The following is a 14,518-nucleotide window of genomic DNA, read 5'->3' as shown; positions in this document are numbered from 1 at the left end:
GGACCCTGTGGATTTCGTGCCTTTTTGTTTAGTAATCACACAGGATTGTGAATATCAATAAAGAGGTGCTCGATATCGAAATTTTCTGACAGATGCGCACCCAGCGCCTGAACGCCAAAACGCTCAGTGGCGTGATGACCGGCGGCGAGAAAAGCCACGCCGCTTTCCAATGCCGTATGCATGCTCGGCTCCGAAACCTCACCGGTCAGATACACATCGGCGCCGGCCTCGATGGCCGCGTCGAAGTAGCCTTGCGCTGCGCCCGTGCACCATGCCACGCGGCGCAGTTCGCGGTCCGGGTCGCCAAACACGAGCGGCGTGCGGCCGAGCGTCTCTTCGACCTCGGCGGTGAAATGCGCCAGCGAGACCGGCATGGGCAGCGTGGCCATCCAGCCGATGTCGTTGTCGCCGAAGCGCGTGTCGCCGATCCAGCCCATCTTCGCGCCCAGTTGCGCGTTGTTGCCGAGCTCGGGGTGATCGTCGAGCGGCAGATGGTAGGCAAACAGGTTGATGTCGTTGGCGAGCAGCAGCTTCAGACGCTCGTATTTGCGGCCGGTGATCTGCGGCGCTTCGTTGCGCCAGAAATAGCCGTGATGCACGAGCACGGCGTCCGCGCCCCAGTCCAGCGCGGCCTCGAGAAAGGCCAGCGAGGCGGTCACGCCGGTGGCCAGCTTGTTGACCCGGCGGCGACCTTCCACTTGCAGGCCGTTCGGGCAGTAGTCCTTGAAGCGCGCGGTTTCGAGAACTTTGTTCAGATACAATTCAAGTTCGATCCGATCCATATAAACCTCTAATCTTCAGATGCTTAGACGCTTTTGGCTGTTCTTTGCTCAAGCGGTGACCGTGCTGTTGGCGCTGATGTTCATCATTGCGACCCTTAAACCGCAATGGCTGCAACGCCAGGGGCAATTCGGCAAGCAACTCGCCGAGCCGATCGTCGCACTGCGCGAGGTAGCGCCAGGCATCGGTAGTAGTGGGCCCGCTCAGGCTTCGTATGCAGACGCCGCACAAAAGGCCTCGCCTGCGGTGGTGAACGTTTTCTCAAGCAAGGACGGATCGTTGCCGCCCGATCCGCGGGCGAAAGATCCGCTGTTTCGTTACTTCTTCGGCGACAAGAACAACAAGAAGCAGCAGGAGCAGCCTGCTTCGAATCTCGGCTCAGGCGTTATCGTGAGTTCGGAAGGTTACATTCTAACGAACCAGCACGTCGTGGATGGCGCCGATCAGATCGAAATCGCCCTCGCGGACGGCCGCACGACCACCGCCAAGGTCATCGGCGTGGACCCGGAGACCGACCTCGCGGTGCTCAAGGTGAACCTCACCAACCTGCCCACCATCACGCTGGGCCGCATGGACCAGACGCGGGTAGGCGACGTGGTGCTGGCCATCGGCAACCCGTTTGGCGTCGGCCAGACCGTGACCATGGGTATCGTCAGCGCGCTCGGCCGCAATCACCTCGGCATCAACACCTTCGAAAACTTCATCCAGACGGACGCGGCCATCAACCCGGGCAATTCGGGCGGCGCACTGGTCGATGTGCACGGCAATCTGCTTGGTATCAACACGGCGATTTACTCGCGCTCGGGCGGCTCGCTGGGGATTGGCTTCGCAATTCCGGTTTCGACCGCACGCAGCGTGTTGGAGAGCATCATCACGACGGGTTCGGTCACGCGCGGCTGGATCGGCGTCGAGCCGCAGGACGTGACGCCGGAGATCGCCGAGTCGTTCGGCCTCGATCAGAAGACCGGTGCGATCGTCGCGGGCGTGCTGAAGAACGGTCCGGCGGACCGTGCCGGCATCAAGCCGGGCGACATTCTGGTGAGCGTGGATGGCCAGGACATCACGGATACGACGCGCCTCCTGAACCTGATCGCGCAGATCAAGCCGGGCACGAACGCGAAGATTCACCTGGTGCGCAAGAATCGCCAGATCGATCTGGATGTGATGATCGGCAAACGACCGCCGCCGCCAAAGCAGCCGGCCGACGATGGCAATGACGATCAGGATGACAACGGCGGCTGATGGCGAGGGCGGTTAGGCCGCCCTCGTGCGCCTTTTGATCTGGCGCGCGCCGCTTGTGCAACCCGGCGCGCGTAGTGAGTTTGGGCCAGCGCGCCGCCAGGCGCGCCAGGGCATCTGGTGCACACCTGGCTCAAGACGCCGGTTAATTCGGCGCGTGCTCTTCTTCCACCACGTCAGGTTGCTTGCCGACGACCAGCCGCGCCGCGATGATGCCCGCCTCGTAGAGAATGATGAGCGGCAGCGCCAGAATCAGCTGCGAGAACACATCCGGCGGCGTCACGACGGCTGACACGATAAACGCGCCGACAATCACGTACGGACGAATCTGCCGCAGCTTCTTCACCGTCACAATGCCCATGCGCACCAGTAGCACCACGACAATCGGCACTTCGAAGGTCACGCCGAACGCGATGAACATGGTCAGGACGAAACTGAGGTAATTGTCGATGTCCGTGTTCATGGCCGCGCCGAGCGGCGCGTTGTAATGCGCCATCACGCGGAAGATGGTCGGAAACACCACGAAGTAGGCGAACGCCATGCCGCACAGGAACAGCGTGTAGCTGCTGCCCACCAGCGGCCCGACCAGCTTCTTCTCGTGCTGGTACAGGCCGGGCGCAACGAAGGCCCAGATCTGGTACAGCACGACCGGCAGCGCGATCACGAACGCCACCATCATGGTCACTTTCATCGGCACGAAGAACGAGCCGGTGACATCGGTGACGATCAGCTTGCCGTCTTTCGGCAGATTCACCATCAGTGGCCGCGCGAGCAGCTTGAAGATGTCCGGCGCCCAGTACACGAGGCCGAGGAACACCACGATGACGGCGATACCCGCACGGATGATGCGGTCGCGCAGTTCGACGAGATGGGAAATGAAGGTCTCTTCGGCGCCTTCAGTCTGGGTTTGCTGGGGGTCGCTCACACCGGCCCTCGGTAGGAGATTAACGCTAGGGTCATCAGAAGAAGCGCGTCGGCCGGCGCAAACTGACCGGCGTATGACGCGCCACGCGTGCTGCGCCCGACTGCACGCGCGTGCGGCGCGTGGTGGCGCGTTTGTACCACGTCGGCATGGCGCTCTGTTTGACTCGCCAGTTCTTGCGCTTTGACGCCGCAGCGGGCGGGCTGTGCCAGGTGGTCGTCGAGATCGGCGTACCGCCGCTCGCCGCACCTTCCAGTGAACCGCCGGCAATACTCGGGCTCACCGTCGAACCCGAATTCCAGGCGTCGTTCAGTTCGCTTTCGTGCTTGCGCAGGTTGTCGTGGATGGTGTTCTGAACGTTGCTCGCCGCTTTTTCGACATTGCTCGCCGCCGTCTCGAACTCCGTCTTCATGCGGCGCAATTCGTCGAGTTCGATCTCACGCGTGACTTCGGCCTTCACATCGTTGATGTAACGCTGCGCACGGCCGAATAGCGCGCCCGCCGTGCGGGCCACGCGCGGCAGCCGCTCGGGCCCGAGCACAACCAGCGCGACGACGCCGATCAGCGCCATCTTGGTTAGACCGAGGTCCAGCATGAATTGTCGTCCCCGTCAGAAAGCGGTTTGTGTGCCGCTTAGCGGTAATCGCCCGAGCGCGGCGTCTTTTCTTTTGCGTCCACGTCGACCGTGTCGGTGCGCGGCAGTTCGCGTTGTTGCGCTTCGCTTCCCGGCGTGTCCGCCTCTTTCATCCCTTCCTTGAAGCCCTTCACCGCGCCGCCCAGGTCGGTGCCGATGTTACGCAGCTTCTTCGTACCGAAGACCAATGCGACGATCAACAAAACAATCAACCAGTGCCAAATACTCAACGAACCCATGACTACTCTCCAATAAACCCCGCCGTCGCGTGTCTACGCGGCGAATGTCTGCGCCTTGCGGCTCGAATTGAGACACCTGCGTCTCATCTATACGTTGCCGCCACTGCTTCCGGATGCCGCCAGCGGCCCAGCGCATGATTGTGTCCTGATTATCGCGACGGCGCCGTTACATTCCGACAGAAAAACGCCCTCGCCCGATCTTCGCCATGCTGCGCGGTCCTGCCAGGCACCTGATCGGTGCATGACATCTGCAGCATGCGAACCACGCTCAACCCATGCGCTGCCACGGCCGCGGTCCGGCGAGGATGTGGGCGTGCAGGTGATACACCTCCTGCCCTCCGCCCGGACCGGTATTGATTACCGTGCGAAAGCCCGTCTCACCGCCGGTGTACGCCACGCCAAGCTGATCGGCGAGGCGTGCGACCAATACGAGCATTCTACCAAGCAGCGGCGCATCGCTTTCGTTGCTGTTCGAGAGCGTTTCGATGTGCTTACGCGGAATCACCAGCACATGTGTTTCGGCGGCCGGCCGGATATCGCGAAAGGCGACGAATTCGTCGTCCTCATGGACCTTGGTGGACGGGATCTCACCCGCGGCGATCTTGCAAAAAAGGCAATTCGAGTCGTGGCTCATGTTAGTCCTGAGGCGCAAACGGGCAACGCGGTGGGCTCAAAGCCGTCAGTACCATGCCCGCGGATTCAGCAGCGGCTTGTTATCGTACAGATACAGCCAGCCTTTGATAATACGGTACAACATCCAGATGCCGACAGCCCACAGGATCGGAATGCCGATCACCACGAAAAACAGCAGGCCGCCGATCAGATAACCGAGCATGCACCACCAGAAGGTGCGGATCTGCCACTGGAAGTGCGCCTCGTAGGGCGTGCCCACGACATCCGCGCGCTTCACGTAGTTGATAATGATGGCGATCAGCACCGAGATGCCGCCCGTCAGCCAGTAGACAGCGTAGAGCGCGTACAGCACGTGCGTCAGCGTGCGCAGGCTGCGCTCCTGCTCGGACTCGAGCGCGTTGCGATACGTTGGCGGCGGATATCCACCTTGCGACTGTTCCATGCGTGCGTCCTCCTGATGATTCGGGGTGCGGCTCAGTGGTTTAGCGGCATTGCGGCTTCGCGACGGTGCAGCTTCGTGGCGGCGGCCAGTGGCCGTGAACCGGCGCGTCGGGTCACGCCCGGCTCATTCGCCACTCATTCGCCGCTCATTCGCCGTTCTGCTCGCGATCCCGGCTCTTGCGCAAGGCTTTCTCTTCGATCCCGGACATGCCTTCGCGGCGCTCGAGTTCGGCCAGCACATCGGCGGGGCTCAGATCGAAATGCGACAGCATCACGAGACAATGGAACCACAGATCGGCCACCTCGCCGACCAGCGCCTTCGGCGCGCCGCCCTGCCGCACGTCTTTGGCAGCAAGCACGACTTCGGTCGCTTCCTCACCGATCTTCTTGAGGACCGCGTCGTCGCCCTTGTGAAACAGGCGCGACACATAGGATACGTCGGGATCGCCGCCCTTGCGGCTGTCGATGGTCGCGGCAAGCCGCAGCAGCGTGTCCTGCGTGGAAGGCGAAATTTGCGTCATTTGTAGATCTGTTCGGGGTCTTTCAGCACGGGATCGACCGCGACCCAGCCGCCGTCTTCCACCGTGCCTTCGAATTTCTGGAAAAAGCATGAATGGCGGCCGGTGTGACAGGCGATGCCCGACACCTGCTCCACCTTCAGCAGCACGACGTCCTCGTCGCAATCGAGCCGCACCTCGTGCACCTGCTGCACGTGGCCGGACTCCTCGCCCTTGAACCACAGGCGTTGCCGCGAGCGCGAGAAATACACCGCGCGGCCGGTCTCGACGGTCTTCGACAGGGCCTCGCGGTTCATCCACGCGAACATCAGCACGTCGTTGCTCGACGCTTCCTGCGCGATGACCGGCACGAGCCCGTTCGCGTCCCACTTCACCTTGTCGAGCCAGTCGACGGCCGTTGGATTCACCACGTTACAACCTCACCGAGATGCCTTGTCCGGCCATGAAGCGCTTGGCTTCGCCGACCGTGTGTTCGCCATAGTGGAAGATGCTCGCTGCGAGCACCGCGTCCGCGTGACCGCTCGTGATGCCGTCGGCCAGGTGTTGCAGCGAGCCGACGCCGCCCGACGCGATCACCGGAATCGGCACGGCGTCCGAGACCGCACGCGTCAGCGCCAGATCGAAGCCGCTCTTGGTGCCGTCGCGGTCCATGCTGGTGAGCAGGATTTCGCCGGCGCCGAGTTCGGCCATCTTGCGCGCCCACTCCACGGCTTCGATGCCGGTGGCCTTGCGCCCGCCGTGCGTGAAAACTTCCCAGCGGGGTTGCTCGCCATCGGCGGAAACGCGCTTGGCGTCGATCGCCACGACAATGCATTGCGAACCGTATTTGTCCGTCGCGTCGCGCACCAGTTGCGGGTTCGCCACCGCAGATGAATTCATGCTGATCTTGTCCGCGCCCGCGTTAAGCAGGCGCCGCACATCTTCGACCGCGCGCACGCCGCCGCCAACCGTGAGCGGAATGAACACCTGCGAAGCCACCGCCTCGATGATCGGCAGGATCAGATCGCGCTGATCCGAGGTCGCGGTAATGTCGAGGAAGGTGAGTTCGTCGGCGCCCTGTTCGTCGTAGCGACGGGCAATCTCCACGGGGTCGCCGGCGTCGCGCAGTTCGACGAAGTTGACGCCCTTCACCACGCGTCCAGCCGTGACGTCGAGACAGGGGATGATGCGTTTAGCTAGAGCCATGACCTTCAAATACTTGCCAATACCGCTGATGGGGCCGCTCAGAGGTGAGCGGCACAGTGCCGGCGCGCTTTGATGCCGGGCTGGGCGGCCAAACAGGCTAGCCGGCTAGCCGGCTGACGGACAGAGCGCATGCAGGGATGACCAGGGAAGCCGTGCTGGCCGCGCCTTGCTACCTGCGCACCGCGCCGGATCAAACCGGACCGCGCCAAACTTCGACGCCAGGACGCCTGCTCTCCACCCGCCTTGACCGTGATGCCACGCTGCCGCGCCCGCTTGCCGTTTCTCAGGCGTCGTCCGATTCGCGCAGCTTGTCGGCGTGCGATTGGGCCGCCGCGAAGTCCAGATCGCCCGAATAGATCGCGCGCCCGCAGATCACGCCTTCGATGCCTTCCACTTCCACTTCGCACAAGGCCTCGATGTCGGCCAGATTCGACAGGCCGCCGCTGGCGATCACCGGAATCTTCACCGCCCGCGCAAGCCGCACAGTGGCGTCGATGTTGATGCCTTGCAGCATGCCGTCGCGGCCGATGTCGGTGTAGATGATCGACTCGCAGCCGTAGTCCTCGAACTTGCGCGCGAGGTCCGCGACTTCGTGGCCGGTGAGCTTGCTCCAGCCGTCCGTGGCGACCTTGCCGTCTTTCGCGTCGAGACCGACGATGATATGGCCGCCGAACGCCGTGCAGGCATCCTGCAGGAATCCAGGATTCTTCACCGCCGCAGTGCCGATGATCACGTACGACAGACCGTCGTCCAGATAGCGCTCGATGGTGTTCAGGTCGCGGATGCCGCCGCCCAACTGGACGGGAATCTCGCCACCCACTTCATCGATGATCGCGCGGATCGCGTCTTCGTTCTTCGGCTTACCGGCAAAAGCGCCATTCAGGTCGACCAGATGCAGGCGCCGGGCGCCGCGGTCGACCCAATGTCGGGCCATCGCCGCCGGTTCCTCGGAGAAAATCGTCGCCTGGTCCATGTCGCCCTGTTTGAGGCGTACACACTGACCATCTTTCAGGTCGATGGCGGGAATCAGCAGCATAGCAATCGGGTGTTGTCAGGGAAGAAGGTTTAAAGTCGGCCGGTTTGCGTCGGGTGGTAACCCGGTGCGCGTACCGTTTCGCTAGTTTAGTACAACTCGCTGCCCATCCCGCTGGACACGGTCCAGGCGCGTCGATCCGTGCTCCGCAACCTGCGCGGAGCCGGGAATGGACGGGGCATGGCAGGCGCTCACGGCTTCCAGTGCACGAAGTTGCGATACACTCGCAGCCCTGCTTCGGCGCTCTTTTCGGGGTGAAACTGGGTGGCGAAAATGTTGTCCCGTGCCACCGCCGAGGTGAACGGCGCGCCATACACGGTCTCGCCCGACGTATGCGCGGCGTTATCCGGTACAACGTAATAACTGTGGACGAAGTAGAAGAAGCTGCCGTCCTCGACGCCATCCCACAACGGATGCGGCTGCGCCTGGCGCACGCGGTTCCAGCCCATCTGCGGCACCTTGAAGCGCGAGCCGTCGTCCTGGGTCTGGCCCTCCAGTTCGAAGCGCACCACCTTGCCGGGCAGCAGCCCCAGCCCCGGCGTATCGCCCTCGGCGCTCCAGTCGAACAGCATCTGCTCGCCCACGCATACGCCCATCAACGGCTTGCTGCGTGACGCCTCGACCACGGCTTCCTGCAAGCCGGACTCGGCGAGGCTGCGCATGCAATCCGGCATTGCGCCCTGGCCCGGCAATACCACGCGGTCCGCCGCGCGGATCGCTTCGGGACGGTCGACGATCGCCACGTCCGCTTCCGGCGCGGCCTTGCGCAACGCCTGGGCGACCGAACGCAGGTTGCCCATTCCGTAATCCACAATCGCTATCGAAGTTTTCATTTCAAATTAGGCAGTAGCGCCTTCAGACCGTTGACGATGAACTCCACCGCCAGCGCGGACAACATCAAACCCATCAACCGCGTGCCGATGTTGATGCCCGTTTGCCCGACCCAGCGGGCAATCGGCTCGGCAAGCCGCAGCGAAAAGAAGCACAGCGCCGCGAGCACGGCGCCAATCACGATCAGACTAACCCGGTCGTACCAATGTGGCGAGTCGGCCGAATAGATAATCACCGTGCTGATCGCGCCCGGCCCCGTCAGCAGGGGGATGGCGAGCGGGACCACCGCGATGTTGTCCTTCTGCTGTGCTTCGTGGCGCTCCTCCGGCGTGGAGCGGCTGTTGCCGATCTGCGCGTTCAGCATGTTGATTGCCATCAACAGCATGATGATGCCGCCGCCCACCTGCAACGAGCCAACCGAGATACCGAAAAAGCTGATGATCCGCTGACCGAGCAGCGTCGTCACCGCGATCACGCAGAACACCGAAATGGCCGCGATCCGGATCGTCTTGCGCCGTTCCGTGTCCGACTGCTCGGCCGTCAGGCTCATGAAGAACGGAATGGCGCCGACCGGATTGATCAGCGCCAACAGCGAGATAAACGACTTGAGGATATCCATCGCAAGCCGGGCACCCGCAAGGCGCGCACCCGGTCCGGTTCGTCCTGCGTTTTACGCTTTGTCTAGAGACTACCCTTGGTGGACGGAATCTGCCCCGCCGCGCGCTCGTCCAGTTCGACCGCCATGCGCAGCGCGCGTCCGAACGCCTTGAACACCGTTTCCATCTGATGATGGGCGTTCAGGCCACGGAGGTTGTCGATATGCAGGGTCACGCCGGCGTGATTCACGAAGCCGCGGAAAAATTCGATGGAGAGATCGACGTCGAACGTGCCGATACGCGCACGCGTGAACGGGACATGGAATTCGAGGCCCGGCCGACCGGAAAAGTCGATCACGACACGCGAGAGCGCCTCGTCGAGCGGCACGTAGGAATGACCATAGCGACGGATGCCCTTCTTGTCGCCCACGGCCTTCGCGACCGCCTGCCCCAGCGTGATGCCGACGTCTTCGACCGTGTGATGGTCGTCGATATGCGTGTCGCCATGCGCCTCGATGTCGAGATCGATCAATCCATGCCGTGCGATCTGGTCGAGCATGTGGTCGAGGAACGGCACGCCGGTGGCGAGCTTTTGCTTGCCGGTGCCGTCCAGATTGATCTTGATACGGATCTGCGTTTCGCTAGTGTCGCGAACGACTTCCGCCTGGCGCATGGTAATTCCTCGAATCTGACTATGAAAGAAAGGGGATGAAGGGAACGCCGCGCGCTGTAGCCGCTGTGACCACGGTGGCCGCTGTGCGAACCGCTACGCGCGACAGCACGCCATCAATGCAGCACCAGCTTCAATGCGGCCACCAATTGCGCGTTTTCTTCAGGGGAACCGACCGTCAGACGTACGCAATTTGCCAGCAATGGATGCATTTTACTCACGTTTTTGATCAAAACCCGAGCCGTGAGCAGGGTTTCGAACGTCGCTGACGCGTCCGGAACGCGCACCAGCAGAAAGTTACCCGCGCTCGGAAACACTTCCGCACCCGGCAACTCCGCCACGGCATGGGCGAGCCGCGTGCGCTCGTCGCGCAATTGCGCGGCTTGCGCATCGAGCACATCGAGATGGTCGAGCAGGAAATCGGCGGTGGCCTGGGTCAGCACATTCACATTGTAAGGAGGCCGCACCTTGTCGAACTCGGTCAACCAGGCCGAGCGTCCCGCCAGGTAACCCAGGCGAATGCCCGCGAGACCGAGCTTCGACACCGTGCGCATGACGACCACGTTGTCGTAGGCGTCGGCGCGCGGCAGCCAGCTTTGCTGCGCAAACGGCTGGTAGGCCTCGTCGATCACCACGAGGCTCTTGTCCGCGGCGGCGATGATGCGCTCCACGTCGGCGTCGTCGTACAGCGTGCCGGTTGGATTGTTCGGGTAGGCCAGGTAGATGATCGCCGGTTCGTGCTCGGCAATCGCGGCGAGCATCGCTTCGGTGTCGAGGGTGAAATCGGCCTTGAGCGGCACGCCGACGAATTCGAGGTTGGCCAGTTTCGCGGAGAGCTGATACATCACGAAGCCCGGCACCGGCGCCAGCACCTTCGCGCCCGGCTTCGCACAGGCCATCGACATCATGCTGATGATCTCATCCGAGCCGTTACCCAGCAGTACATCGCAATTTGCCGGCACCTGCATCGTGCGCTTGATCTTCTCGAGCAACGCCTCCGGCCGCGGGGCCGGATAGCGGTTCAGCGCGACACTCGCAAGACGCTCGCCGAGTTGCGCGGCGAGCGGCGCGGGCAGCGAAAACGGATTCTCCATGGCGTCGAGCTTCACGAAGCCCGCAGCGTCCGGAACGGGATAGCTCGTCATCGCGAGTACGTCGCGGCGAATGATGTCTTGAGGTGTTGTCATGAGTCAGCGAGCCGGCCCACGTGGGCCCGGCGAGACGAGAGCGGCGCGAGAACCGCTCAAGTTGGTCAATGTTATGGTTGTGCGCCAGACAGCGGGCTGGCGTGAGGAATCTGGCAGGCGCGGCAAGCGCGCCCAGTCGCCATCTTTCGTCCTCAGTCGCCCTTGCCGCCATGCTTCATGCGGTACTCGGCACTGCGGGCATGTGCCGGCAAGCCTTCGCCATACGCCAGTTCCGCCGCAATCTCACCGAGCGTTTGCGCGCCCTCCGCGCTGACCTCGATGACGCTCGAACGCTTGAAGAAATCATAGACGCCGAGCGGCGACGAAAACCGTGCGGTACGAGACGTAGGCAACACATGGTTCGGGCCCGCGCAGTAGTCACCGAGGCTCTCGCTCGTGTAGCGGCCAAGGAAGATCGCGCCGGCATGGCGGATCAGCTTGCTCCATTGATGCGGTTCCAGCGCGGAGATTTCGAGGTGTTCCGGCGCGATGTCGTTGGCAATCGCGCAGGCTTCCGCCATGTCGCGCACCTTGATGAGCGCGCCACGGCCTTCGAGCGACGCCTGGATTACATCGCGGCGCGGCATGCTCGGCAGCAGTTCGTTGATGGCGTCGTGCACGCGGGCAATGAACGCATCGTCCGGGCACAGCAGGATGGATTGCGCGAGTTCGTCATGCTCGGCCTGCGAGAACAGGTCCATCGCGACCCAGCGCGGGTCTGTGGTGCCGTCGCACAGCACGAGGATTTCCGACGGCCCCGCGATCATGTCGATGCCCACGGTGCCGAATACGCGGCGCTTGGCCGAGGCGACATACGCGTTGCCCGGCCCGCAAATCTTGTCGACTGCCGGCACGGTGGCCGTGCCATACGCCAGCGCACCCACTGCCTGCGCGCCGCCAATCGTGAACACGCGGTCCACGCCACCCAGCAGCGCCGCCGCCAGCACCAAGGGATTCTTCACGCCCTCGGGCGTTGGCACCACCATGACGATTTCGCGCACGCCGGCCACGCGCGCCGGAATGGCGTTCATCAACACCGACGACGGATAAGCCGCCTTGCCGCCCGGCACATAAATACCGGCGCGGTCGAGCGGCGTTACCTTCTGACCGAGTACCGTGCCGTCCGACTCCGTGTATTGCCAGCTATGGCTGCCGCATTCGATCTTCTGCTTCTCGTGATAGCCACGCACGCGCGCGGCGGCCGCTTCGAGCGCGGCACGGCGGCGTGGGTCGAGCCCTTCGAGCGCGGCTTCGAGTTCGGCCATCGGCAGTTCGAGCGACGCGACGCTCGGCGCGCTGAGACGGTCGAAGCGGTTGGTGTACTCCAGCACCGCGTCGTCGCCCCGCGCCTCCACGTCGGCCAGAATCTGCGCGACCGAGCGCTCGATCGCTTCGTCTTCGCTCGCCTCGAACGCGAGCACCGCGTGCAGCGATTTCCGGAAGTCGGAAGTGCTGGAATCGAGTTTGCGAATCTTGATAGACATGCTGGTATCCGTTTCGGTAAGGCGCGCCTGACACGTCTCAGGCTACTTCAGGGCAACTACTTCAAGGCGACGGCTTCAAAGCAAGTTCGGACAACTTTGCAGTTTCAATGCGCGGTTCTTTGCCGCCGCCGTTTGCTCAGACCGCTGCGTGACCGTGCTGCGACGCGCGTTCGAACGCGTCGAGAAACGGACGCAGCGCGGCGCGCTTGAGCTTGAGCGCGGCCTGGTTCACCACCAGTCGCGAGGAAATCTGCATGATCTCTTCCACTTCCACCAGATCGTTGGCGCGCAGCGTGCCGCCCGAGCTGACCAGGTCGACGATCGCGTCTGCCAGTCCCACCAGCGGCGCGAGTTCCATCGAGCCGTACAGCTTGATCAGGTCGACGTGCACACCTTTGGCCGCGAAATGCTCACGTGCCGTTTCCACGTACTTCGTGGCAACGCGCAGCCGCGCACCTTGGCGCACCGCGTTCGCATAATCGAAACCTGCCTTGACGGCAACCGACATCCGGCAGCGCGCGATATCCAGATCCACTGGCTGATACAGGCCACTGCCGCCGTGTTCGAGCAACACATCTTTGCCCGCCACGCCGAAGTCGGCCGCGCCGTACTCGACGTAGGTCGGCACATCCGTAGCACGCACGATGATCACGCGCAGGTTGGCGTCCGTGGTCGGCAGAATCAGCTTGCGCGAAGTCTCCGGGTCTTCAGCCACCTCGACGCCGGCCGCGGCCAGCAGCGGCAACGTCTCTTCGAAGATACGCCCTTTTGACAGCGCGAGTGTCAGCGGCGCGCTCACGGCCGGTGACGACGAGGTTTGCGGCTGCGCGCTCATGCGGCGCTCCCTTTGATGCGGCGCACCTTTGCGCCAACGGCTGTGAGCTTCGATTCCATCCGGTCGTAGCCACGATCCAGGTGATAGATACGGTCGATCAGCGTCTCGCCTTCCGCGCGCATGCCGGCAATCACGAGACTCGCGGAGGCACGCAGGTCGGTAGCCATCACCTTGGCGCCGGACAACTTGTCCACGCCCGTGACGAGCGCCGTGTTGCCGTCAATGGTGATGTTCGCGCCCAGGCGGTTCAACTCCTGCACATGCATGAAGCGATTTTCGAAGATGGTCTCGACCACTTGCGAGGTCCCGTTCGCGATCGTGTTGAGCGCCATGAACTGGGCCTGCATGTCGGTCGGGAAGGCGGGGTATTCGGAGGTGCGCAGGCTCACCGGATGCGGACGCCCGCTCATGCGCACGCGCATCCAGTCGTCACCTTCTTCGATGGTCACGCCCGCTTCGCGCAGTTTTTCCGTGACGGCTTCGAGGATCAGCGGACGCACGTGGCGCAACACCACGTCACCACCCGCTGCGGCCACGGCGCACAGGAAGGTGCCGGCTTCGATACGGTCCGGGATTACCGTGTGCTTTGCGCCGTGCAGCTTGTCGACGCCCTGGATCACCAGCCGGTCCGTGCCGATACCGTCGATCTTCGCGCCCATCTGCACCAGCAGTTGCGCGAGGTCGCCCACTTCCGGTTCGCGCGCCGCGTTTTCGATGACGGTTTCGCCGTCGGCGAGCACCGCGGCCATCAGCAGGTTTTCAGTGCCCGTGACGGTGATCATGTCGGTCACGATGCGCGCGCCCTTCAGACGCTTGGCACGCGCTTCGATGAAACCGTGCTCGATCGTGATGTCCGCGCCCATCGCCTGCAAGCCCTTGATGTGCTGATCGACCGGCCGTGCGCCGATCGCACAACCGCCTGGCAACGACACCTTCGCTTCGCCAAAGCGTGCGAGCAGCGGCCCGAGCACGAGAATCGAGGCGCGCATCGTCTTGACCAGCTCGTAGGGCGCGACGAGGTTGTCGACCTTCGATGCGTCGAGCGAGACACGGCACTCGTTGGACTCCGTGCGCACACCCATCTGGTTGAGCAGCTTGAGCGTGGTGCGCACGTCCTGCAGATCCGGCACGTTCTCGAGATGCACCGGCTCCGCACTCAGCAACCCTGCGCACAGGATCGGCAACGCGGCATTCTTTGCTCCTGACACGACGATCTCACCGGCCAGCCGCTGGCCGCCTTCAATCACGAGTTTGTCCATACCTGTCAGTTCCTGATCTGCCCGGCCCGCTG

18 protein-coding genes are annotated in these 14,518 nt (G+C 63.2%); 1 reads left to right on the top strand and 17 read right to left on the bottom strand.

Features of this window, described 5'->3' with window-relative positions; genetic code table 11:
* Positions 1-35 precede the first annotated feature (35 nt).
* The gene (locus tag D0B32_RS30685) at positions 36-782 is read right to left on the bottom strand and encodes a Nif3-like dinuclear metal center hexameric protein (RefSeq protein ID WP_117338073.1); all 747 of its coding nucleotides are present in this window, start codon (positions 780-782) and stop codon (positions 36-38) included.
* Between the two features lie 19 nt (positions 783-801).
* On the opposite strand from D0B32_RS30685, the gene D0B32_RS30680 reads away from it, so the two are divergent.
* Positions 802-2,022 (top strand): Do family serine endopeptidase, encoded by a 1,221-nt coding sequence (locus D0B32_RS30680; RefSeq protein ID WP_117338072.1) that lies wholly within the window; start codon positions 802-804, stop codon positions 2,020-2,022.
* A 142-nt stretch (positions 2,023-2,164) separates the two neighbouring features.
* On the opposite strand, the gene tatC is transcribed toward D0B32_RS30680, so the two are convergent.
* From tatC to murA, 16 genes are all read right to left on the bottom strand, one after another.
* Complete coding sequence (gene tatC / locus D0B32_RS30675) at positions 2,165-2,944, bottom strand: twin-arginine translocase subunit TatC (protein ID WP_117338071.1); 780 nt, start codon at positions 2,942-2,944, stop codon at positions 2,165-2,167.
* Between the two features lie 34 nt (positions 2,945-2,978).
* Positions 2,979-3,536 carry a Sec-independent protein translocase protein TatB gene (gene tatB, locus D0B32_RS30670; RefSeq protein ID WP_117338070.1) on the bottom strand — a complete coding sequence of 186 codons (558 nt, stop codon included), beginning with the start codon at positions 3,534-3,536 and terminating at the stop codon, positions 2,979-2,981.
* 38 nt (positions 3,537-3,574) lie between these two features.
* Positions 3,575-3,814, bottom strand: a complete 240-nt coding sequence (tatA, locus tag D0B32_RS30665) for a Sec-independent protein translocase subunit TatA (RefSeq protein WP_117338069.1) — start codon at positions 3,812-3,814, stop codon at positions 3,575-3,577.
* A 268-nt stretch (positions 3,815-4,082) separates the two neighbouring features.
* Entirely contained in the window at positions 4,083-4,448 is a 366-nt protein-coding gene (locus D0B32_RS30660; RefSeq protein ID WP_117338068.1) for a histidine triad nucleotide-binding protein, read from the bottom strand.
* Positions 4,449-4,493: 45 nt separating this feature from the next.
* Positions 4,494-4,889 carry a hypothetical protein gene (locus D0B32_RS30655; RefSeq protein WP_117338067.1) on the bottom strand — a complete coding sequence of 132 codons (396 nt, stop codon included), beginning with the start codon at positions 4,887-4,889 and terminating at the stop codon, positions 4,494-4,496.
* Positions 4,890-5,034: 145 nt separating this feature from the next.
* Positions 5,035-5,400: a phosphoribosyl-ATP diphosphatase gene (locus tag D0B32_RS30650; protein WP_404935624.1), complete on the bottom strand. Its 366-nt coding sequence runs from the start codon at positions 5,398-5,400 to the stop codon at positions 5,035-5,037.
* 5 nt (positions 5,401-5,405) lie between these two features.
* Positions 5,406-5,816 (bottom strand): phosphoribosyl-AMP cyclohydrolase, encoded by a 411-nt coding sequence (hisI, locus tag D0B32_RS30645; protein WP_181969960.1) that lies wholly within the window; start codon positions 5,814-5,816, stop codon positions 5,406-5,408.
* Position 5,817: 1 nt separating this feature from the next.
* The gene (hisF, locus tag D0B32_RS30640) at positions 5,818-6,591 is read right to left on the bottom strand and encodes an imidazole glycerol phosphate synthase subunit HisF (protein ID WP_117338065.1); all 774 of its coding nucleotides are present in this window, start codon (positions 6,589-6,591) and stop codon (positions 5,818-5,820) included.
* A 283-nt stretch (positions 6,592-6,874) separates the two neighbouring features.
* Entirely contained in the window at positions 6,875-7,627 is a 753-nt protein-coding gene (gene hisA, locus D0B32_RS30635; protein ID WP_117338064.1) for a 1-(5-phosphoribosyl)-5-[(5-phosphoribosylamino)methylideneamino]imidazole-4-carboxamide isomerase, read from the bottom strand.
* Positions 7,628-7,815: 188 nt separating this feature from the next.
* Positions 7,816-8,457 carry an imidazole glycerol phosphate synthase subunit HisH gene (hisH, locus tag D0B32_RS30630; protein WP_117338063.1) on the bottom strand — a complete coding sequence of 214 codons (642 nt, stop codon included), beginning with the start codon at positions 8,455-8,457 and terminating at the stop codon, positions 7,816-7,818.
* Positions 8,454-9,074, bottom strand: coding sequence for a YchE family NAAT transporter (locus tag D0B32_RS30625; protein WP_117338062.1), 621 nt, complete (start codon positions 9,072-9,074; stop codon positions 8,454-8,456). The genes hisH and D0B32_RS30625 overlap by 4 nt, the downstream gene beginning before the upstream one ends.
* 62 nt (positions 9,075-9,136) lie before the next feature.
* Positions 9,137-9,724 (bottom strand): imidazoleglycerol-phosphate dehydratase HisB, encoded by a 588-nt coding sequence (hisB, locus tag D0B32_RS30620; RefSeq protein WP_117338061.1) that lies wholly within the window; start codon positions 9,722-9,724, stop codon positions 9,137-9,139.
* 113 nt (positions 9,725-9,837) lie between these two features.
* Positions 9,838-10,908 (bottom strand): histidinol-phosphate transaminase, encoded by a 1,071-nt coding sequence (gene hisC, locus D0B32_RS30615; protein ID WP_117338060.1) that lies wholly within the window; start codon positions 10,906-10,908, stop codon positions 9,838-9,840.
* Positions 10,909-11,060: 152 nt separating this feature from the next.
* Positions 11,061-12,392: a histidinol dehydrogenase gene (gene hisD / locus D0B32_RS30610; protein WP_117338059.1), complete on the bottom strand. Its 1,332-nt coding sequence runs from the start codon at positions 12,390-12,392 to the stop codon at positions 11,061-11,063.
* Between the two features lie 136 nt (positions 12,393-12,528).
* Positions 12,529-13,227: an ATP phosphoribosyltransferase gene (hisG, locus tag D0B32_RS30605; RefSeq protein ID WP_117338058.1), complete on the bottom strand. Its 699-nt coding sequence runs from the start codon at positions 13,225-13,227 to the stop codon at positions 12,529-12,531.
* Entirely contained in the window at positions 13,224-14,486 is a 1,263-nt protein-coding gene (gene murA, locus D0B32_RS30600) for a UDP-N-acetylglucosamine 1-carboxyvinyltransferase (RefSeq protein WP_117338057.1), read from the bottom strand. The genes hisG and murA overlap by 4 nt, the downstream gene beginning before the upstream one ends.
* Positions 14,487-14,518 lie beyond the last annotated feature (32 nt).

The organism is Paraburkholderia sp. DHOC27, assembly GCF_003429005.1.
GTDB lineage: Bacteria > Pseudomonadota > Gammaproteobacteria > Burkholderiales > Burkholderiaceae > Paraburkholderia.
This window is presented reverse-complemented; position numbering and strand designations above follow the sequence as displayed.